This is a genomic window from Modicisalibacter coralii, from assembly GCF_004117855.1.
Classification (GTDB): domain Bacteria; phylum Pseudomonadota; class Gammaproteobacteria; order Pseudomonadales; family Halomonadaceae; genus Modicisalibacter; species Modicisalibacter coralii.
Genome location: NZ_QWBW01000033.1, coordinates 1 through 13,590, shown reverse-complemented (window position 1 = coordinate 13,590; position 13,590 = coordinate 1). Strand labels below are relative to the sequence as shown.

Annotated in this window: 13 protein-coding genes; 10 read left to right on the top strand and 3 right to left on the bottom strand. The window is 66.3% G+C overall.

Features of this window, described 5'->3' with window-relative positions:
* Positions 1–53 precede the first annotated feature (53 nt).
* The 3 genes from ilvD (at position 54) to D0901_RS16700 (ending at position 3,907) form a co-directional block, all read left to right on the top strand.
* Complete coding sequence (gene ilvD / locus D0901_RS16710; RefSeq protein WP_129141435.1) at positions 54–1,898, top strand: dihydroxy-acid dehydratase; 1,845 nt, start codon at positions 54–56, stop codon at positions 1,896–1,898.
* A 386-nt stretch (positions 1,899–2,284) separates the two neighbouring features.
* Positions 2,285–3,349, top strand: a complete 1,065-nt coding sequence (locus tag D0901_RS16705; RefSeq protein WP_129141434.1) for an oxidoreductase — start codon at positions 2,285–2,287, stop codon at positions 3,347–3,349.
* 225 nt (positions 3,350–3,574) lie between these two features.
* Positions 3,575–3,907, top strand: a complete 333-nt coding sequence (locus D0901_RS16700; RefSeq protein WP_129141433.1) for a hypothetical protein — start codon at positions 3,575–3,577, stop codon at positions 3,905–3,907.
* 79 nt (positions 3,908–3,986) lie between these two features.
* Here D0901_RS16700 and nudE read toward each other — a convergent pair whose 3' ends face one another.
* Positions 3,987–4,565 (bottom strand): ADP compounds hydrolase NudE, encoded by a 579-nt coding sequence (gene nudE / locus D0901_RS16695; protein ID WP_129141432.1) that lies wholly within the window; start codon positions 4,563–4,565, stop codon positions 3,987–3,989.
* A 126-nt stretch (positions 4,566–4,691) separates the two neighbouring features.
* On the opposite strand from nudE, the gene yrfG reads away from it, so the two are divergent.
* The 5 genes from yrfG to msrB all read left to right on the top strand — a co-directional run bounded on the left by yrfG (position 4,692) and on the right by msrB (position 9,133).
* Positions 4,692–5,345, top strand: a complete 654-nt coding sequence (gene yrfG / locus D0901_RS16690; protein ID WP_129141431.1) for a GMP/IMP nucleotidase — start codon at positions 4,692–4,694, stop codon at positions 5,343–5,345.
* Positions 5,346–5,363: 18 nt separating this feature from the next.
* On the top strand, positions 5,364–5,759 hold the full coding sequence (locus D0901_RS16685) for an RNA-binding S4 domain-containing protein (RefSeq protein ID WP_129141430.1): 396 nt from the start codon (positions 5,364–5,366) through the stop codon (positions 5,757–5,759).
* Positions 5,760–5,815: 56 nt separating this feature from the next.
* Entirely contained in the window at positions 5,816–6,691 is an 876-nt protein-coding gene (gene hslO, locus D0901_RS16680) for an Hsp33 family molecular chaperone HslO (RefSeq protein WP_129141429.1), read from the top strand.
* A 212-nt stretch (positions 6,692–6,903) separates the two neighbouring features.
* Positions 6,904–8,484: a phosphoenolpyruvate carboxykinase gene (locus D0901_RS16675; RefSeq protein ID WP_129141428.1), complete on the top strand. Its 1,581-nt coding sequence runs from the start codon at positions 6,904–6,906 to the stop codon at positions 8,482–8,484.
* Between the two features lie 145 nt (positions 8,485–8,629).
* The gene (msrB, locus tag D0901_RS16670) at positions 8,630–9,133 is read left to right on the top strand and encodes a peptide-methionine (R)-S-oxide reductase MsrB (RefSeq protein ID WP_129141427.1); all 504 of its coding nucleotides are present in this window, start codon (positions 8,630–8,632) and stop codon (positions 9,131–9,133) included.
* Positions 9,134–9,141: 8 nt separating this feature from the next.
* On the opposite strand, the gene D0901_RS16665 is transcribed toward msrB, so the two are convergent.
* Positions 9,142–10,824 (bottom strand): methyl-accepting chemotaxis protein, encoded by a 1,683-nt coding sequence (locus D0901_RS16665; protein WP_129141426.1) that lies wholly within the window; start codon positions 10,822–10,824, stop codon positions 9,142–9,144.
* 142 nt (positions 10,825–10,966) lie between these two features.
* Positions 10,967–11,821, bottom strand: a complete 855-nt coding sequence (locus D0901_RS16660) for a LysR substrate-binding domain-containing protein (RefSeq protein ID WP_129141425.1) — start codon at positions 11,819–11,821, stop codon at positions 10,967–10,969.
* Positions 11,822–11,936: 115 nt separating this feature from the next.
* Here D0901_RS16660 and D0901_RS16655 point away from each other — a divergent pair, with 115 nt between their 5' ends.
* Positions 11,937–12,188, top strand: a complete 252-nt coding sequence (locus D0901_RS16655; protein ID WP_129141424.1) for a DUF1127 domain-containing protein — start codon at positions 11,937–11,939, stop codon at positions 12,186–12,188.
* 177 nt (positions 12,189–12,365) lie between these two features.
* Positions 12,366–13,590 (top strand): Tex-like N-terminal domain-containing protein (locus tag D0901_RS16650; protein WP_325051848.1); only part of this gene is annotated, 1,225 nt, incomplete at its 3' end.

Sequence of the window (13,590 nt, the reverse complement as noted above, 5' to 3'; positions counted from 1 at the left end):
GAGTACCGCCGTTCGTCCCCCCTCCGAGATGGCTAGCTTCTTCGAGGAATACCATGCCCGAGTATCGCTCCCGTACCACCACCGCCGGACGCAACATGGCCGGCGCCCGCGCCCTGTGGCGTGCCACCGGGATGAACGACGACGACTTCCACAAGCCGATCGTCGCCGTCGCCAACTCCTTCACCCAGTTCGTCCCCGGTCACGTGCATCTCAAGGACATGGGCCAGCTGGTGGCGCGCGAGATCGAGAAGGCCGGCGGGGTGGCCAAGGAGTTCAACACCATCGCCGTGGACGACGGCATCGCCATGGGTCACGACGGCATGCTCTATTCGCTGCCGAGTCGCGACATCATCGCCGACAGCGTCGAGTACATGGTCAACGCCCACTGCGCCGATGCGCTGGTGTGCATCTCCAACTGCGACAAGATCACCCCGGGCATGCTGATGGCGGCGATGCGTCTCAACATCCCCACCATCTTCGTCTCCGGCGGTCCCATGGAGGCGGGCAAGACGAAGCTCCTCGATCACGGTCTCGACCTGATCGATGCCATGGTCTCCGCCGCCGACGACAAGTACAGCGACGAGGAGATCGCCGAGATCGAGCGCAGCGCCTGCCCCACCTGCGGCAGTTGCTCGGGGATGTTCACCGCCAACTCGATGAACTGTCTGACCGAGGCGCTGGGCCTGGCGCTGCCCGGCAATGGCACCATGCTGGCGACCCACGGCGATCGCCGCCGGCTGTTCGAGACCGCCGGCGAGCGTATCGTCGGGCTGGCCAAGCGCTACTACGAGGGTGACGAGGCGCACCTGCTGCCGCGGGCGATCGGCTCGAAGGATGCCTTCAAGAATGCCATGACCCTGGACATCGCCATGGGCGGCTCCACCAACACCATCCTGCATCTGCTGGCGGCCGCCCAGGAAGCGGAGATCGATTTCGGCATGGCCGACATCGACAAGCTGTCCCGCGAGGTGCCGCAACTCTGCAAGCTGGCGCCCAATACCCAGCAGTACCATATCGAGGACTGTCACCGCGCCGGCGGGATCATGGGCATCCTCGGCGAACTCGACCGGGCGGGGGTGCTCAACACCACGGTGCCGACGGTCTACGGCGACAGCCTGGCCGAGGCGCTCGAGGCCTGGGACATCATGCGCTCGCCGAGTCCGGACGTGGTCGAGTTCTTCAAGGCCGGTCCCGGCGGCGTACGCAGTCAGCAGGCCTTCTCGCAGTCGGCGCGCTGGCCGAGTCTCGACGGCGATCGGGCCGCCGGCTGCATCCGCGATCTCGAGCACGCCTTCTCCCGCGAGGGGGGGCTGGCGGTGCTCTACGGCAATATCGCCCGTGACGGCTGCGTGGTGAAGACCGCGGGCGTCGACGATTCGATCCTGGTGTTCGAGGGGCCGGCGCACGTGGTCGAGTCCCAGGATCAGGCGGTCGAGCACATCCTGGGCGGTCAGGTGAAGGAGGGCGAGGTCGTCGTCATCACCTACGAGGGGCCCAAGGGCGGACCGGGCATGCAGGAGATGCTCTATCCGACCTCGTATCTCAAGTCCAAGGGCCTCGGCAAGGCCTGTGCACTGATGACCGACGGGCGTTTCTCGGGCGGCACCTCGGGGCTGTCGATCGGCCACGTGTCGCCGGAGGCGGCGGCGGGCGGCGCGATCGGCCTGGTCGAGAGCGGCGACGTCATTCGCATCGACATTCCCAACCGGCGTATCGATGTCCAGCTCTCGGACGACGAACTCGCACGCCGTCGCGAGGCGATGGCGGCGCGTGGCGATCAGGCCTGGAAACCGAGCATCCAGCGCGTGCGCCGTGTCTCGGCGGCGCTCAAGGCCTATGCGCTGCTGGCCACGTCGGCCGACAAGGGCGCGGTGCGCGATCTGAGCAAGCTCGACTGAGCGCGGCGCGCCTGATTCCACACGCCTGAAAAAGGTCGAGGCCCGTGCCAGGCACGGGCCTCGATGATCGAGACGGTCGCTCTCTCGCCGACGTTCTACCTCAGGCCGCTTCCTGCAGGGCCTCGGCGATCTCTTCCTCGAGTGCTTCCAGTTGGCACTCGGTGACATACCAGAATTCCAGAAACTCCACGCTCTCTTCCGAATAGCACATCGTCGCCGCTCCTCCTTTGGTATCAGGTGGGTGACAATCGTGACAGAACCAGTATGGTCGATTAGACGAAAGTCGCCATGACGTTTCTTTGACCGTTTTTTGATACGCATCACAGACTCATGACCCGGCGCGATGATGGCCGGGCATGGGCGAGCGCCGGCTTCAAGGAGGAAACATGAAGGAATCGTTCACTGTCGGCCTGGTGGGCTATGGATTCGCCAGCCGGACCTTCCACGCACCGTTGATTCAGGCGACGCCGGGGCTGGAACTGGCGGCGGTATCCTCCAGCGATGCCGACAAGGTGAGGGCCGACTTGCCCGAGGTCACGGTCGACGCCTCTCCCCAGGCGTTGTTCGCGCGCAGCGACATCGACCTGGTGGTGATCCCCACCCCCAACGAGAGTCACTTTCCGCTGGCCAAGGCGGCGCTCTCGGCCGGCAAGCACGTGGTCGTCGACAAGCCGTTCACGGTGACCCTGAGCGAGGCCCGCCAGTTGCGCAGTCAGGCCGAACGGGCGGGCAAGCTGCTCTCGGTCTTCCACAATCGGCGCTGGGACAGCGACTTCATGACCGTGCGCGATCTGTTGCGCGACGCCACCCTGGGCCGGGTGGTGCATTTCGAATCGCACTTCGACCGTTTTCGTCCCGACGTCCGGCCGCGCTGGCGCGAGCAGGCCAAGCCGGGTGGCGGCATCTGGTACGACCTGGGCCCGCATCTGCTCGATCAGGCGCATCAACTGTTCGGCATGCCCCAGGCGATCCTCGTCGATCTGGCCATGCGCCGCGACGGCGCCCAGGTCGACGACGACTTCCATGCCCTGCTCGACTACGGCGACATGCGGGTGGTGCTGCACGCCGCGGCGCTGGTCGCGGCAGAGTCGCCGCGTTTCGTCGTCCACGGTACCCGGGGGAGTTACGTGAAATACGGTCTCGATCCCCAGGAGGCGCGGCTCAAGGCCGGCGAGCAACCGTCGCCCCGGTGGGGGAGCGATCCGCGTGACGGCACCCTGACCCTGGCCGACGAACAGGGGGGGCTCGACAGTCGTGTCCAGCCCACGCAACCCGGCGACTACCTGGCCTACTACGCCGGGGTCCGCGATGCCCTGCGCGGCGAGCAAGGCAATCCGGTGGCGCTCGACGATGCCCTGGCCGTCATGCAACTGCTCGAGGTGGGGCTCGACAGCGCCCGCCAGAAGCGCTGGGTGCGGCTGAAGGAAGGGGCGTGGCGCAAGTCGACGTGAATGCCGTTTGTGGACATCTTGTAACAAAAATTGTTAGCAAAGCATTTGTTAGAGCTTTTACTGTTTTCTAGGCTGGACGATGTAATTGACGGCACGCGCAAGAGTCGCTTGCCAATCATCAATGATCAGGAGGATCGCATGAAGGCAATTTACGGAGTTCTGTTGGCAAGCCTGCTGGGCCTTTCGGCAGGCGGCGCCCTGGCCGCTGGCGATGAGGATGGCGCCATGACGAATGGCAAGATCGGTTCGGCCAATACCGAGGCGGACAGCATGAAGCCCGAGGGCGGTACTGCTGCCGATGGCGCCGCCCGCCAGGGGGGCAGCACTCTCGACGAGACGACCTCCGGTCCCGACGCGAACCTGAGTACCGAAACCGGGTCCGCCAATACTCAGGTGGGTAGCGTCAAGCCCGAGGGTGGCAGCGCCGCCCAAGGCTCGACGGGCGCCGTCGTGGGGGAACCCGCCACCGGCCCCGACGCGGACCTGAGCACCCAGACTGGCTCCGCCAACACCCAGGTCGGAGACACCAAGGTGCAGGGTGGCAGCGCCGCCCAGTAACGCGCCAGCCGATATCACGATGGTTCAGCCGCTCGTCACGCCGTGACGAGCGGTTTTTTTCGTCGGTGTCGAGCCCGGTTCACCACCAGCGCTCGGTGCTCCGATCGGCGCGCAGCTTGTCGCGGGCGATGTAGAGGGCGGCGATGGCGCGGGCTTCGTGGAAGTCGTCGCGGGTGAGCAGGGCGGGCAGTTCCTCGAGAGCATGCGTCTCGACGATCAGGGGCTCGGGTTCGTCACCCGGCAGGCGCTTGGCGTAGAGATCGCTGGCGAGCAGCACCTGCATGCGGTGATTCATGTAGTTGGGCGCCAGCGACAGTTCGACCAGCGGCTCGATGTTGTGGGCGCCGACGCCGCATTCTTCCATGAGCTCGCGGTTGGCGGCGGTGATGATGTCCTCGCCGGGGTCGACCAGTCCCTTGGGCAGGGTCAGGGCGTAGTCGTCGAAGCCGGCGGCATACTCGCGAATCAGCAGGACATGCTCGGGGTCGGGCATCGCCACGATCATCACCGCCCCGGCGCCGCTGCCCTTGAGGCGCTCGAAGGTCCGCTCTTCGCCGTTGGAAAAGCGCAGGTCCATGCGCTCGATGGTGAACAAGCGGCTGCGCGCGACCTCCTCGCGATCGAGGACCTGCGGCTTGCTGGGGGTGGTGGACGACATGGGGCCTCCGTGCGTGGGTCGGGCGTATCCCGTACAATCCAGGTTCTCTACGAAAACTGCTGCGCTCGCCGACTTTTTCGTACAAACCCAGGTTCTTTTTTACCACCGCCGTGGAGCTTCTGGCCAATGATCGATTGGCACGACATCGACACCGTCCTGCTCGACATGGACGGCACGCTGCTCGACCTGCATTTCGACAGTCACTTCTGGCTCGAGCACCTGCCACGTCGCTACGTCGAGCTGCATCACCTCGACGAAGCGTTCCAGGAAGAGATCCGTGAGCGGATCGTCCGCGAGCAGGGCACGCTCGACTGGTACAGCCTCGATTACTGGCAGCGCGAGCTGAACGTCGACATTCTCGCCTTGAAGCGCGAGGTGCAGCATCTGATCGGCCTGCGCAGCGATGCCCTGGACTTCCTGACCTGGCTCAGACAGGCCCACCCGCGGGTGATACTGGCGACCAATGCCGACCGCGGGAGTCTCTCGCTGAAGCTGCCGCTGACCGGGCTGGAAGACTACCTGGATGCGATCGTCTCGTCGGCGGATCTCGGCGTGCCCAAGGAGCATCAGGAATTCTGGTTCGCCCTGCAGGAGGTCGAGCCCTTCGACCCGCTGCGCACGCTGTTCATCGATGACAATCCCGCCGTGCTGGAGAGCGCCCGGGAATTCGGCATTCGCCACCTGCTGGGGATCAAGCAGCCCGACAGCCGGCGGCCGGAGCGTGAGCTCGAGGAATTCGTCGCCCTCGACCGCTTCTCGGCCTTGTTTCCACGCGACTAAGTCCCCATTTTCGTGAACATGGAACAGCAATCGGTACGTATCGACAAATGGCTCTGGGCGGCGCGCTTTTTCAAGACCCGCGGCCTGGCCAAGAAGGCCATCGACGGCGGCAAGGTCCAGGTCGACGGGACCCGCGTCAAGACCAGCAAGATGATCGCGCCCGGCGCCCTGATCAAGGTACCGCAGGGCTGGGATCACTGGGAGGTCGAGGTGGTGGCCGTTTCCAACCAGCGGCGCGGGGCGCCCGAGGCGCGCGAACTCTATCGCGAGACGCCGGAGAGCCTCGCTCGGCGCGAACGTGAAGCCGAACAGCGTCGTCTCGCCAACCAGACCATGCGTGCGCCCAAGGGGCGCCCCGACAAGCGCGACCGCCGCGATATCCAGCGTTTCCAGCGCCAGCGCCCCGACGAGTGACGGACCGCCCCGAAGCTCGTCTTTCCCAACCGTTTTCCCTTATTTCGAGTGAACCCATGCCCGATCAGATTCAGCGATTCCTGTTCGACGATACCAACGTGCGCGGCGAGATCGTCTCGCTCGAGAGTGCCTACGCCGAGGTTCTCGAACGTCACGCCTATCCGGCGGTGGTCAGTCAACTGCTGGGGGAAATGCTGGCCGCGGTGGCACTGCTCACCGAGACCGTCAAGCTCGATGGCACCCTGAGCCTGGAAGTGCGCGGCCGTGGCGCGCTGAGCCTGCTGATGGCCGAATCCAACCCGGGCGGCGAGCTGCGGGCCATCGCCCGGGTCGACGACGAAGCGCCGCTGCCGGCGGAAGGCGCCTCCTTCCGGAGCCTGGTCGGTGACGGCCAGATCGTTATCACCCTCGACCCGCGCGAAGGCAATCGTTACCAGGGCATCGTCGCCACCGACGGCGATGATCTCGCCGCCTGCCTGGAAGAGTACTTCGCCCGTTCCGAACAGTTGGCCACGCGCCTGTGGCTGGCGGCCGATGGCGAGCGTGCCGGTGGCCTGTTGCTTCAGCAACTGCCCGACGACGCCAGCAACCAGGACGCCGACGCCTGGGACCGGGTCGTGCATCTGGCGAGCACCGTGAGCGACGACGAGCTGCTCAATCTTTCCCAGCGCGACCTGCTGTATCGCCTCTATCACGAGGAAACGGCCCGGGTCTTCGACCCCAAGCCGCTGCGCTTCGGCTGCACCTGTTCGCGGGAGCGCATCGCCCAGGCGCTGCTCAGCCTGGGAGCCGACGAACTGCGCGACATCCTCCGCGAGCAGCAGGCCGTGGACACCCAGTGTCACTTCTGTCACACCCGCTATCACTTCTCGGCGGCCGACATCGAGTCGTTGATCGATTCGCCAGAGGCCGGCTCGCCGACCGTGCACTGAGGCCGGCAAAAGGGGAGCGTCGGCTACCGTGGTATGAAGCGCGTCATATCAACACGTCGAGGAAGCCGGCGTTTTGCCCCCCGGGGGTTTTTGCCATAATGTTTCCGCCCGCATCGTTTCGACACAAAGAGACGGCACACCGTCCGGACGATGCGCCGGAAGCTTTTTTGGCTAACGAGAGAGAAATGGCCCCCCGGGCCCAGGACACCCCAATGACCATGAATCAAGCAGCCCCCCGGGCGACGACGGAACGTCGCGCCCGTACCCACACCAACCTGAGTGCCGCCGAACTGATCGAGCGGGCCATTGCCGCCGGTGAGGGTCGCCTCGCCGACAATGGCGCGCTGGTGGTGAACACCGGCGAGCGCACCGGTCGCTCGCCGGCCGATCGCTTCATCGTTGACGAGCCGTCCACGTCCGAATTGATCGACTGGGGTAGCGTCAATCGGCCCTTCGACGGCGAGCGCTTCGATGCCTTGTGGGAGCGGGTCGAGGACTATCTCGCGGAAGGGGACTGCTACGTCGCCGAGCTGCATGTGGGGGCCGACCCCGAGTACTATCTGCCGATCCGCGTGACCACCGAGACCGCCTGGCACAACCTGTTCGCACGGACGCTTTTCGTGCGCCCCGAGACCTTCAATGCCAAGGGCAAGAACGAGTGGACGATCCTCAACGCGCCGCACTTCACCTGCGAGCCGGCGCGTGACGGCACCCGCTCCGAGGGCACGGTGATCATCAACTTCGCCCGTCGCCGGGTGCTGATCGCCGGCATGCGCTATGCCGGCGAAATGAAGAAGGCGATGTTCTCGGTGCAGAACTTCCTGCTCCCCGAGAAGGACGTGCTGCCCATGCACTGCAGCGCCAACGTTGGCGAGGACGGCGAGACCACGCTGTTCTTCGGTCTCTCCGGCACCGGCAAGACCACGCTCTCCGCCGACCCGGCGCGCTATCTGATCGGTGACGACGAGCACGGCTGGGGCGAGGGCACGGTGTTCAACATCGAGGGTGGCTGCTACGCCAAGTGCATCGACCTTTCCGAGAAGAACGAGCCGGTGATCTGGCAGGCGATCCGATTCGGCACGGTGCTCGAGAACGTGGTGCTCGACGATCGCCGTACCCCCGACTATGCCGACGACAGTCTGACCCAGAATTCCCGCGCCGCCTATCCGCTCGAGCACGTCGAGAAGCGGGTCGAGGAGAATCGCGCCGGCGAGCCCAACGCGATCATCTTCCTTACCTGCGACATGAGCGGCGTCCTGCCGCCGGTATCGATCCTTTCCAAGGAAGCCGCGGCCTACCACTTCCTGTCCGGGTATACCGCCAAGGTGGGCTCCACCGAGATGGGTTCCTCGTCGGGACTCGAGGCGACGTTCTCGACCTGTTTCGGGGCGCCGTTCTTCCCGCGTCCGGCCCGCGAGTACGCTGACCTGCTGATCAAGCGCATCGAGGCCTTCGGCTCGCGCGTCTATCTGGTCAACACCGGCTGGACCGGGGGCAGTTACGGCCACGGTGGCAGTCGCTTCAGCATTCCCACCACCCGCAGCATCATCGGCGCCATCCAGGCCGGCGTTCTCAAGGATGCCGAGACCCAGCGCATCGATGGTCTCAACCTGGCGGTGCCCACGGCCGTGCCCGGTGTCGATTCGCGCCTGCTCGACCCGCGCGAGACCTGGGACGACAAGGCGGCCTACGACCGTCAGCGTCAGGAACTGATCGCCAAGTTCGTCGAGAACTTCAAGAAGTTCGCCGGCGTCGACGAGGCGATCGTCGCGGCGGGGCCATCGTTCAACTGAGCCGCCCACCGGGCATTGCCGATCGCCGAGGGCGCGTCACTGGACGCGCCCTCGGTGTTTTTGGGCGGCTCGCTGCATCCGCAACGCCATACCTGACGTATGCTCGAGGCGAGGATACCCACAATGCGCGAGGGGAGGGCAGGTCATGCAACGACGCCGATTTCTGGGACTGCTAGGTGCCGGCGGTCTGATGGGGTTGCTCCCGGTCTGGGCGCTGGCACGTCCCCAGCTGGATCTGTCGCGGGGTGCCGACGTCGAGCCGCTCGAGCTCAGCGAGTCGGCGTGGCGTGAGCGGCTCAGCGAGGCCCAGTTCAAGGTGCTGCGCGAGGCGGATACCGAGCCGGCGGGGAGCAGCCCCCTGAACGATGAGAAGCGCCGCGGCGAGTACCGTTGCGCCGGTTGCGGCCTGACGCTGTTCACCAGCGACATGAAATACGAGTCGGGGACCGGCTGGCCGAGCTTCTTCGACCATGTGAAGGGACACCTGCTGACCCAGCGTGATTTCGTGCTGTTGATTCCACGCACCGAGTACCACTGCGCGCGCTGCGGTGGGCATCAGGGCCATGTCTTCGATGATGGCCCCGAGCCCACCGGGCTGCGCTGGTGCAACAACGGGGTGGCGTTGCGCTTCGTGCCGGATGGCGCTTAGCGACGCATCTAGAAGGTCGCCCACTCCTCGTCGGTGCTCTCGTCAGCACCGCGCCGTGCCACCGGGCGGGCTTGCCCGGTGGCCGCGGTCTGCGGGGCGTTCAGGCGCGGGGCCGATGACGCCTCGGGCACTTCGCCGCTCAGGCGGAACGAGGCGATCAGGGCATTGAGGCGCTCGGCCTGTTCGCGCATCTCGCCGGAGGCCGCGCTGAACTGCTCGACCATTGCCGCGTTGTGCTGGGTCATGTTGTCGAGTTCGCTGACCGCGGTATTGACCTGGCCGATGCCCTGACTCTGCTCCTTGGCGCCGGCGCTGATCTCGCCGATCACGTCGGTGACCTGCTCGATGCTCGCGACGATCTCGCCCATGGTGCGGCCGGTGCGCTTGACCAGCTCGTTGCCGGACTGGGTGCGGCTCACCGAGGTGTCGATCAGCTCGCGGATGCTCTTGGCCGCCTCGCCGGAGCGGCTGGCCAGGGTGCGGACCTCCTGGGCGACGACGGCGAAGCCGCGGCCGTGTTCGCCGGCGCGGGCCGCCTCCACCGAGGCGTTGAGCGCCAGGATGTTGGTCTGGAAGGCAATGCCGTCGATCATGCCGATGATCTCGCTGATCTGCGTGGCCGAGGAATTGATCTCGTCCATGGTGCGCTCGACCTGCTGCATGGCCTCGCGGCCCTCACGGGCGATGTCGGACGTCGAGTGGACCAGCTTGTTGGCCTGCTGGGCGGCATCCGAGGTGTTGCTCACGGTCGCCGAGATCTGCTCCATCGACGCCGAGGTCTCCTGCAGATTGGATGCCGCCTGTTCGGTACGCGAGGCGAGATCCACGCTGCCCTTGGCGATCTCGTCGGAGGCGGTGGTCACCCCCAGGGTACTGGCGCGGACCGACTGCAGGGTCGTGTCGATGTAGGCGATGAAGCCGTCGAACTGATCGGCCAGCTCGCCGATCTCGTCGCGGCGGGTCGACTCGATGCGCGCGGTCAGGTCGCCGTCGCCCTCGGCGATCTCCTTGATGCGTGCGGTGACGTTGCGGATCGCCCGCGACATCATCAGTGGACCGACCAGCGCGATCGTCATGGCGGCGACGAACACGACCAGCGAGAACACCCCGATGATCCAGGTCTTGGTATTGGCCATGGCGACCGAGGCGTCGTGGAGTTCGGTGATTTTTTTGTCGGCTGCCTCGCCGGCGATGTTGTAGACATCGCGCAGGGTGCCGAAGGCCGCCAGCGAGTCGCCGTTGGAAAGCGCCGCCGCCGCCCTGGTGTCGCCCGCCGCCTGCAACTCGAACACCCGTGACGACTGCTGCGCCCAGGTCTTGTAAAGCGTGTCGAAGGCGGTGAGCTTGTCGATCACGTCCGGGTAGCCGGCCAGCAGCGTCTTGAACTGCTGCATGCGATCGAAGGCCTGCTGAGCGTTTTCCCGATAGTCGCTGCGGGCGCTCTGCGACGCCTCGCTACCCGGGGTGGCGTCCAGCATCTCCATCTCGGCCACGCGAGCCTGGTAGAGGTCGCGGTCGGCGTTGAGCACTTCCGAGACCGCCTTGTTGAAGGTCGAACTGAATTCGCTCATTCGCCCCTTGAGCGATTCGACGAGGAAGAAGTCGGCGACGACGACGACGAGCAGTGACAGCGCCACGCCGATGAAGGCGCTGGCGTACTTGACGCTGATGCGGTGCATGTTCTTGAGCATGGTCTTGGCCCTCGGAAGCCCTGTGTCTGGAGTCTGGGTTGGTGAGTCTTTTTTATGAGTGTTGTGGTTCGAACATTAATGAGCTTCGGGGAGGGCGTCGACGTTTGGGCCGGGAGTGTCACAGTTGTTCACGTTCAATGCGTCAGTGCCTGAATCCCTCGACGATGTGCTGGGCGAGTTCGGCGACCACCGGCGAGTTCGCCTCCGGGGCCCGCAGCAGCACGATCGAGGCGGCCGGCAACGGCGGGAAGCCATCCGTCTCGCCGAGGATGCGCAGGCCCGGGGTGACCAGGCTCTTCATCCACGCCGATACCGCCAGCCCGGCGCCGACCACCGCCTGCAGGGTGGCCAGGCTGGGGCTCGAGTAGGCGACGCGATAGGCGTGGCCGGCCAGGGCCAGGGCGTTGCAGGCATGGCTCCGGCAGAAGCAGGGCTCCTCGAACAGCGCCAGTGGCATCGGGCTCTGCCGGTGCGGGGCGTGGTGCTCGGCAGTGACCCACACCGTCTCGTCCTGGCGCAGGATCTCGCCGATCTCGTGACCCACCTCGCGGGTGACGATGCTGAGATCGAGACTGCCCTGCTGGCGGCTGAGCAGGGTGGTCGAGGGCGCGCAATCGACCTCCACGTCGACCAGTGGCCAGCTCTGCGAGAACGACTTGAGGATCCCCGGCAGAAAGCGCATCACGTAGTCGTCGGGCACCCCGAGTCGCACGCGGCCGACCATGTCCGGCTGGCGCAGCACGTTGAGCGCTTCGCCGTGCAGGTCGAGAATCCGCCGGGCGTAGCCGAGCAGGGTGTTGCCTTCGCTGGTCAGGCGCATGCTGCGCCCCTCGCGGACGAACAGCGGGCGGCGTATCACGTCCTCCTCGAGACGCTTGACCTGCATGCTGACCGCCGACTGGGTGCGGTTGACCGCCTCCGCGGCACGGGTAAAGCCGCCGTGATCGACGATGGCCACGAAGGTGCGCAGCAGTTCGTGATCGATGGTCTGCAACATGGTGGTGTTCTCCATCAAATTGCGTGATGTCTTGAATCAATAACATTCGTTGGATTGATTATGCGCCGCCGGCGAGACTGCTTCCACACCCTCGAGACATCCTGTGGAGGCGATCATGAAAACGCTTATCGGTACCTGGTTGTGCAATGCGTCGTCCGTCGCCGGCTGGCCGGATCGGGCTCCCGCACGTCGTGACAGGCTCGCGCGCTGGCGCCGCCGGCTCGCGCGCTGGTCGCGGTTGCGCCACGAGCGTCAGCAACTGCGTCATCTCAGCGATGCCATGCTGCGCGACATCGGCCTGACCCGTGACGACGTCGAGCGCGAGGCGAGTCGCCCCTTCTGGGACGACGACGGCACTCGCTGGTAAGTCGGCGGCGTTCGTCGACCTGCGTCGCCGGATGGCTTTGTGGTACCTTGTCGCCATTTGTCGCGCCCCCTCTCTCGACAGACGCTACGGAGCGGGCACCGGCCCGGCCGACGCGGCGGGCGCGACCGATGGCGGCCCCGTTCGGGCCGCCGGTTGGAGACATGACGCAAGGATCCCATGGACGCCCAGACCACGATCACCGCTCGCCTCGCCGAGGAACTCGCCGTACGTCCCGCCCAGATCGCCGCCACCGTCGAGCTGCTCGATGGCGGCGCCACGGTGCCCTTCATCGCCCGTTACCGCAAGGAGGTCACCGGCGGCCTCGACGACAGCCAGTTGCGTCAGCTCGAGGAGCGCCTGCGTTACCTGCGCGAGCTCGAGGAGCGCCGCGCGGCGGTGCTGGCGAGCATCAACGAACAGGGCAAGCTGAGCGACGCGCTCGCCGCCCAGATCCGCGAGGCCGACACCAAGCAGCGCCTCGAGGATCTCTACCTGCCCTACAAGAAGAAGCGGCGTACCAAGGCACAGATCGCCCGCGAGGCGGGGCTCGAGCCGCTCGCCGATACCCTGCTGGCCGATCCGACCCGCGATCCCGAAAGCGAGGCGCAGGCCTATCTGCGCCCGGCGGAAGGCGACATGCCCGGCGTCGAGGACACCAAGGCGGCGCTCGATGGCGCCAAGCAGATTCTCATGGAGCGCTTCGCCGAGGATGCCGAGCTGGTCGGCCGGCTGCGCGACCGGCTCTGGGAGGAGGGCGAGCTGTGTGCCCGGGTGGTCGATGGCAAGCAGCGCGAGGGCGCCAAGTTCGCCGACTACTTCGAACATGACGAGCGCCTCGCCAGGGTGCCGTCGCACCGCGCACTGGCGATGTTCCGCGGCCGCAACGAGGGCGTGCTGAGCCTGACCCTCAAGCTGCCGGGCGAGGACGAGGCGGCGGTGCACCCGGCGGAGGTGGCGATCGCCCGCCACGCCGGCATCGACCTGGCCGGCGAGAGCGCGGGGCGAGGCGCCGATCGCTGGCTGCGCGAGGTGGTGCGCTGGACCTGGCGGGTCAAGCTCTACACCCATCTCGAGACCGAATTGATGGGGCGGCTGCGCGAGCGCGCCGAGGGCGAGGCGATCGATGTCTTCGCCGCCAACCTCAAGGATCTGCTGCTCGCCGCGCCGGCCGGCCCGCACGCCACCCTGGCCATCGACCCGGGGCTGCGCACCGGCTGCAAGGTGGCGGTGGTCGACGCCACCGGGCAGTTCCTGGAGCAGGCGGTGATCTACCCCCATGCACCGCAGAACCGCTGGGACGAGGCGCTGGCGGTGCTCGGCAGGCTGGTCGACAAGCACAGTGTGACGCTGATCGCCATCGGCAACGGTACCGCCAGCCGCGAAACCGACCGCCTCGCCGGCG

Coding starts and splice junctions, on each gene's coding strand:
- ilvD (WP_129141435.1), top strand. CDS start 54: ATGCCCGAGTATCGCTCCCGTACCACCACCGCCGGACGCAACATGGCC.
- D0901_RS16705 (WP_129141434.1), top strand. CDS start 2,285: ATGAAGGAATCGTTCACTGTCGGCCTGGTGGGCTATGGATTCGCCAGC.
- D0901_RS16700 (WP_129141433.1), top strand. CDS start 3,575: ATGACGAATGGCAAGATCGGTTCGGCCAATACCGAGGCGGACAGCATG.
- nudE (WP_129141432.1), bottom strand. CDS start 4,565: ATGTCGTCCACCACCCCCAGCAAGCCGCAGGTCCTCGATCGCGAGGAG.
- yrfG (WP_129141431.1), top strand. CDS start 4,692: ATGATCGATTGGCACGACATCGACACCGTCCTGCTCGACATGGACGGC.
- D0901_RS16685 (WP_129141430.1), top strand. CDS start 5,364: ATGGAACAGCAATCGGTACGTATCGACAAATGGCTCTGGGCGGCGCGC.
- hslO (WP_129141429.1), top strand. CDS start 5,816: ATGCCCGATCAGATTCAGCGATTCCTGTTCGACGATACCAACGTGCGC.
- D0901_RS16675 (WP_129141428.1), top strand. CDS start 6,904: ATGACCATGAATCAAGCAGCCCCCCGGGCGACGACGGAACGTCGCGCC.
- msrB (WP_129141427.1), top strand. CDS start 8,630: ATGCAACGACGCCGATTTCTGGGACTGCTAGGTGCCGGCGGTCTGATG.
- D0901_RS16665 (WP_129141426.1), bottom strand. CDS start 10,824: ATGCTCAAGAACATGCACCGCATCAGCGTCAAGTACGCCAGCGCCTTC.
- D0901_RS16660 (WP_129141425.1), bottom strand. CDS start 11,821: ATGTTGCAGACCATCGATCACGAACTGCTGCGCACCTTCGTGGCCATC.
- D0901_RS16655 (WP_129141424.1), top strand. CDS start 11,937: ATGAAAACGCTTATCGGTACCTGGTTGTGCAATGCGTCGTCCGTCGCC.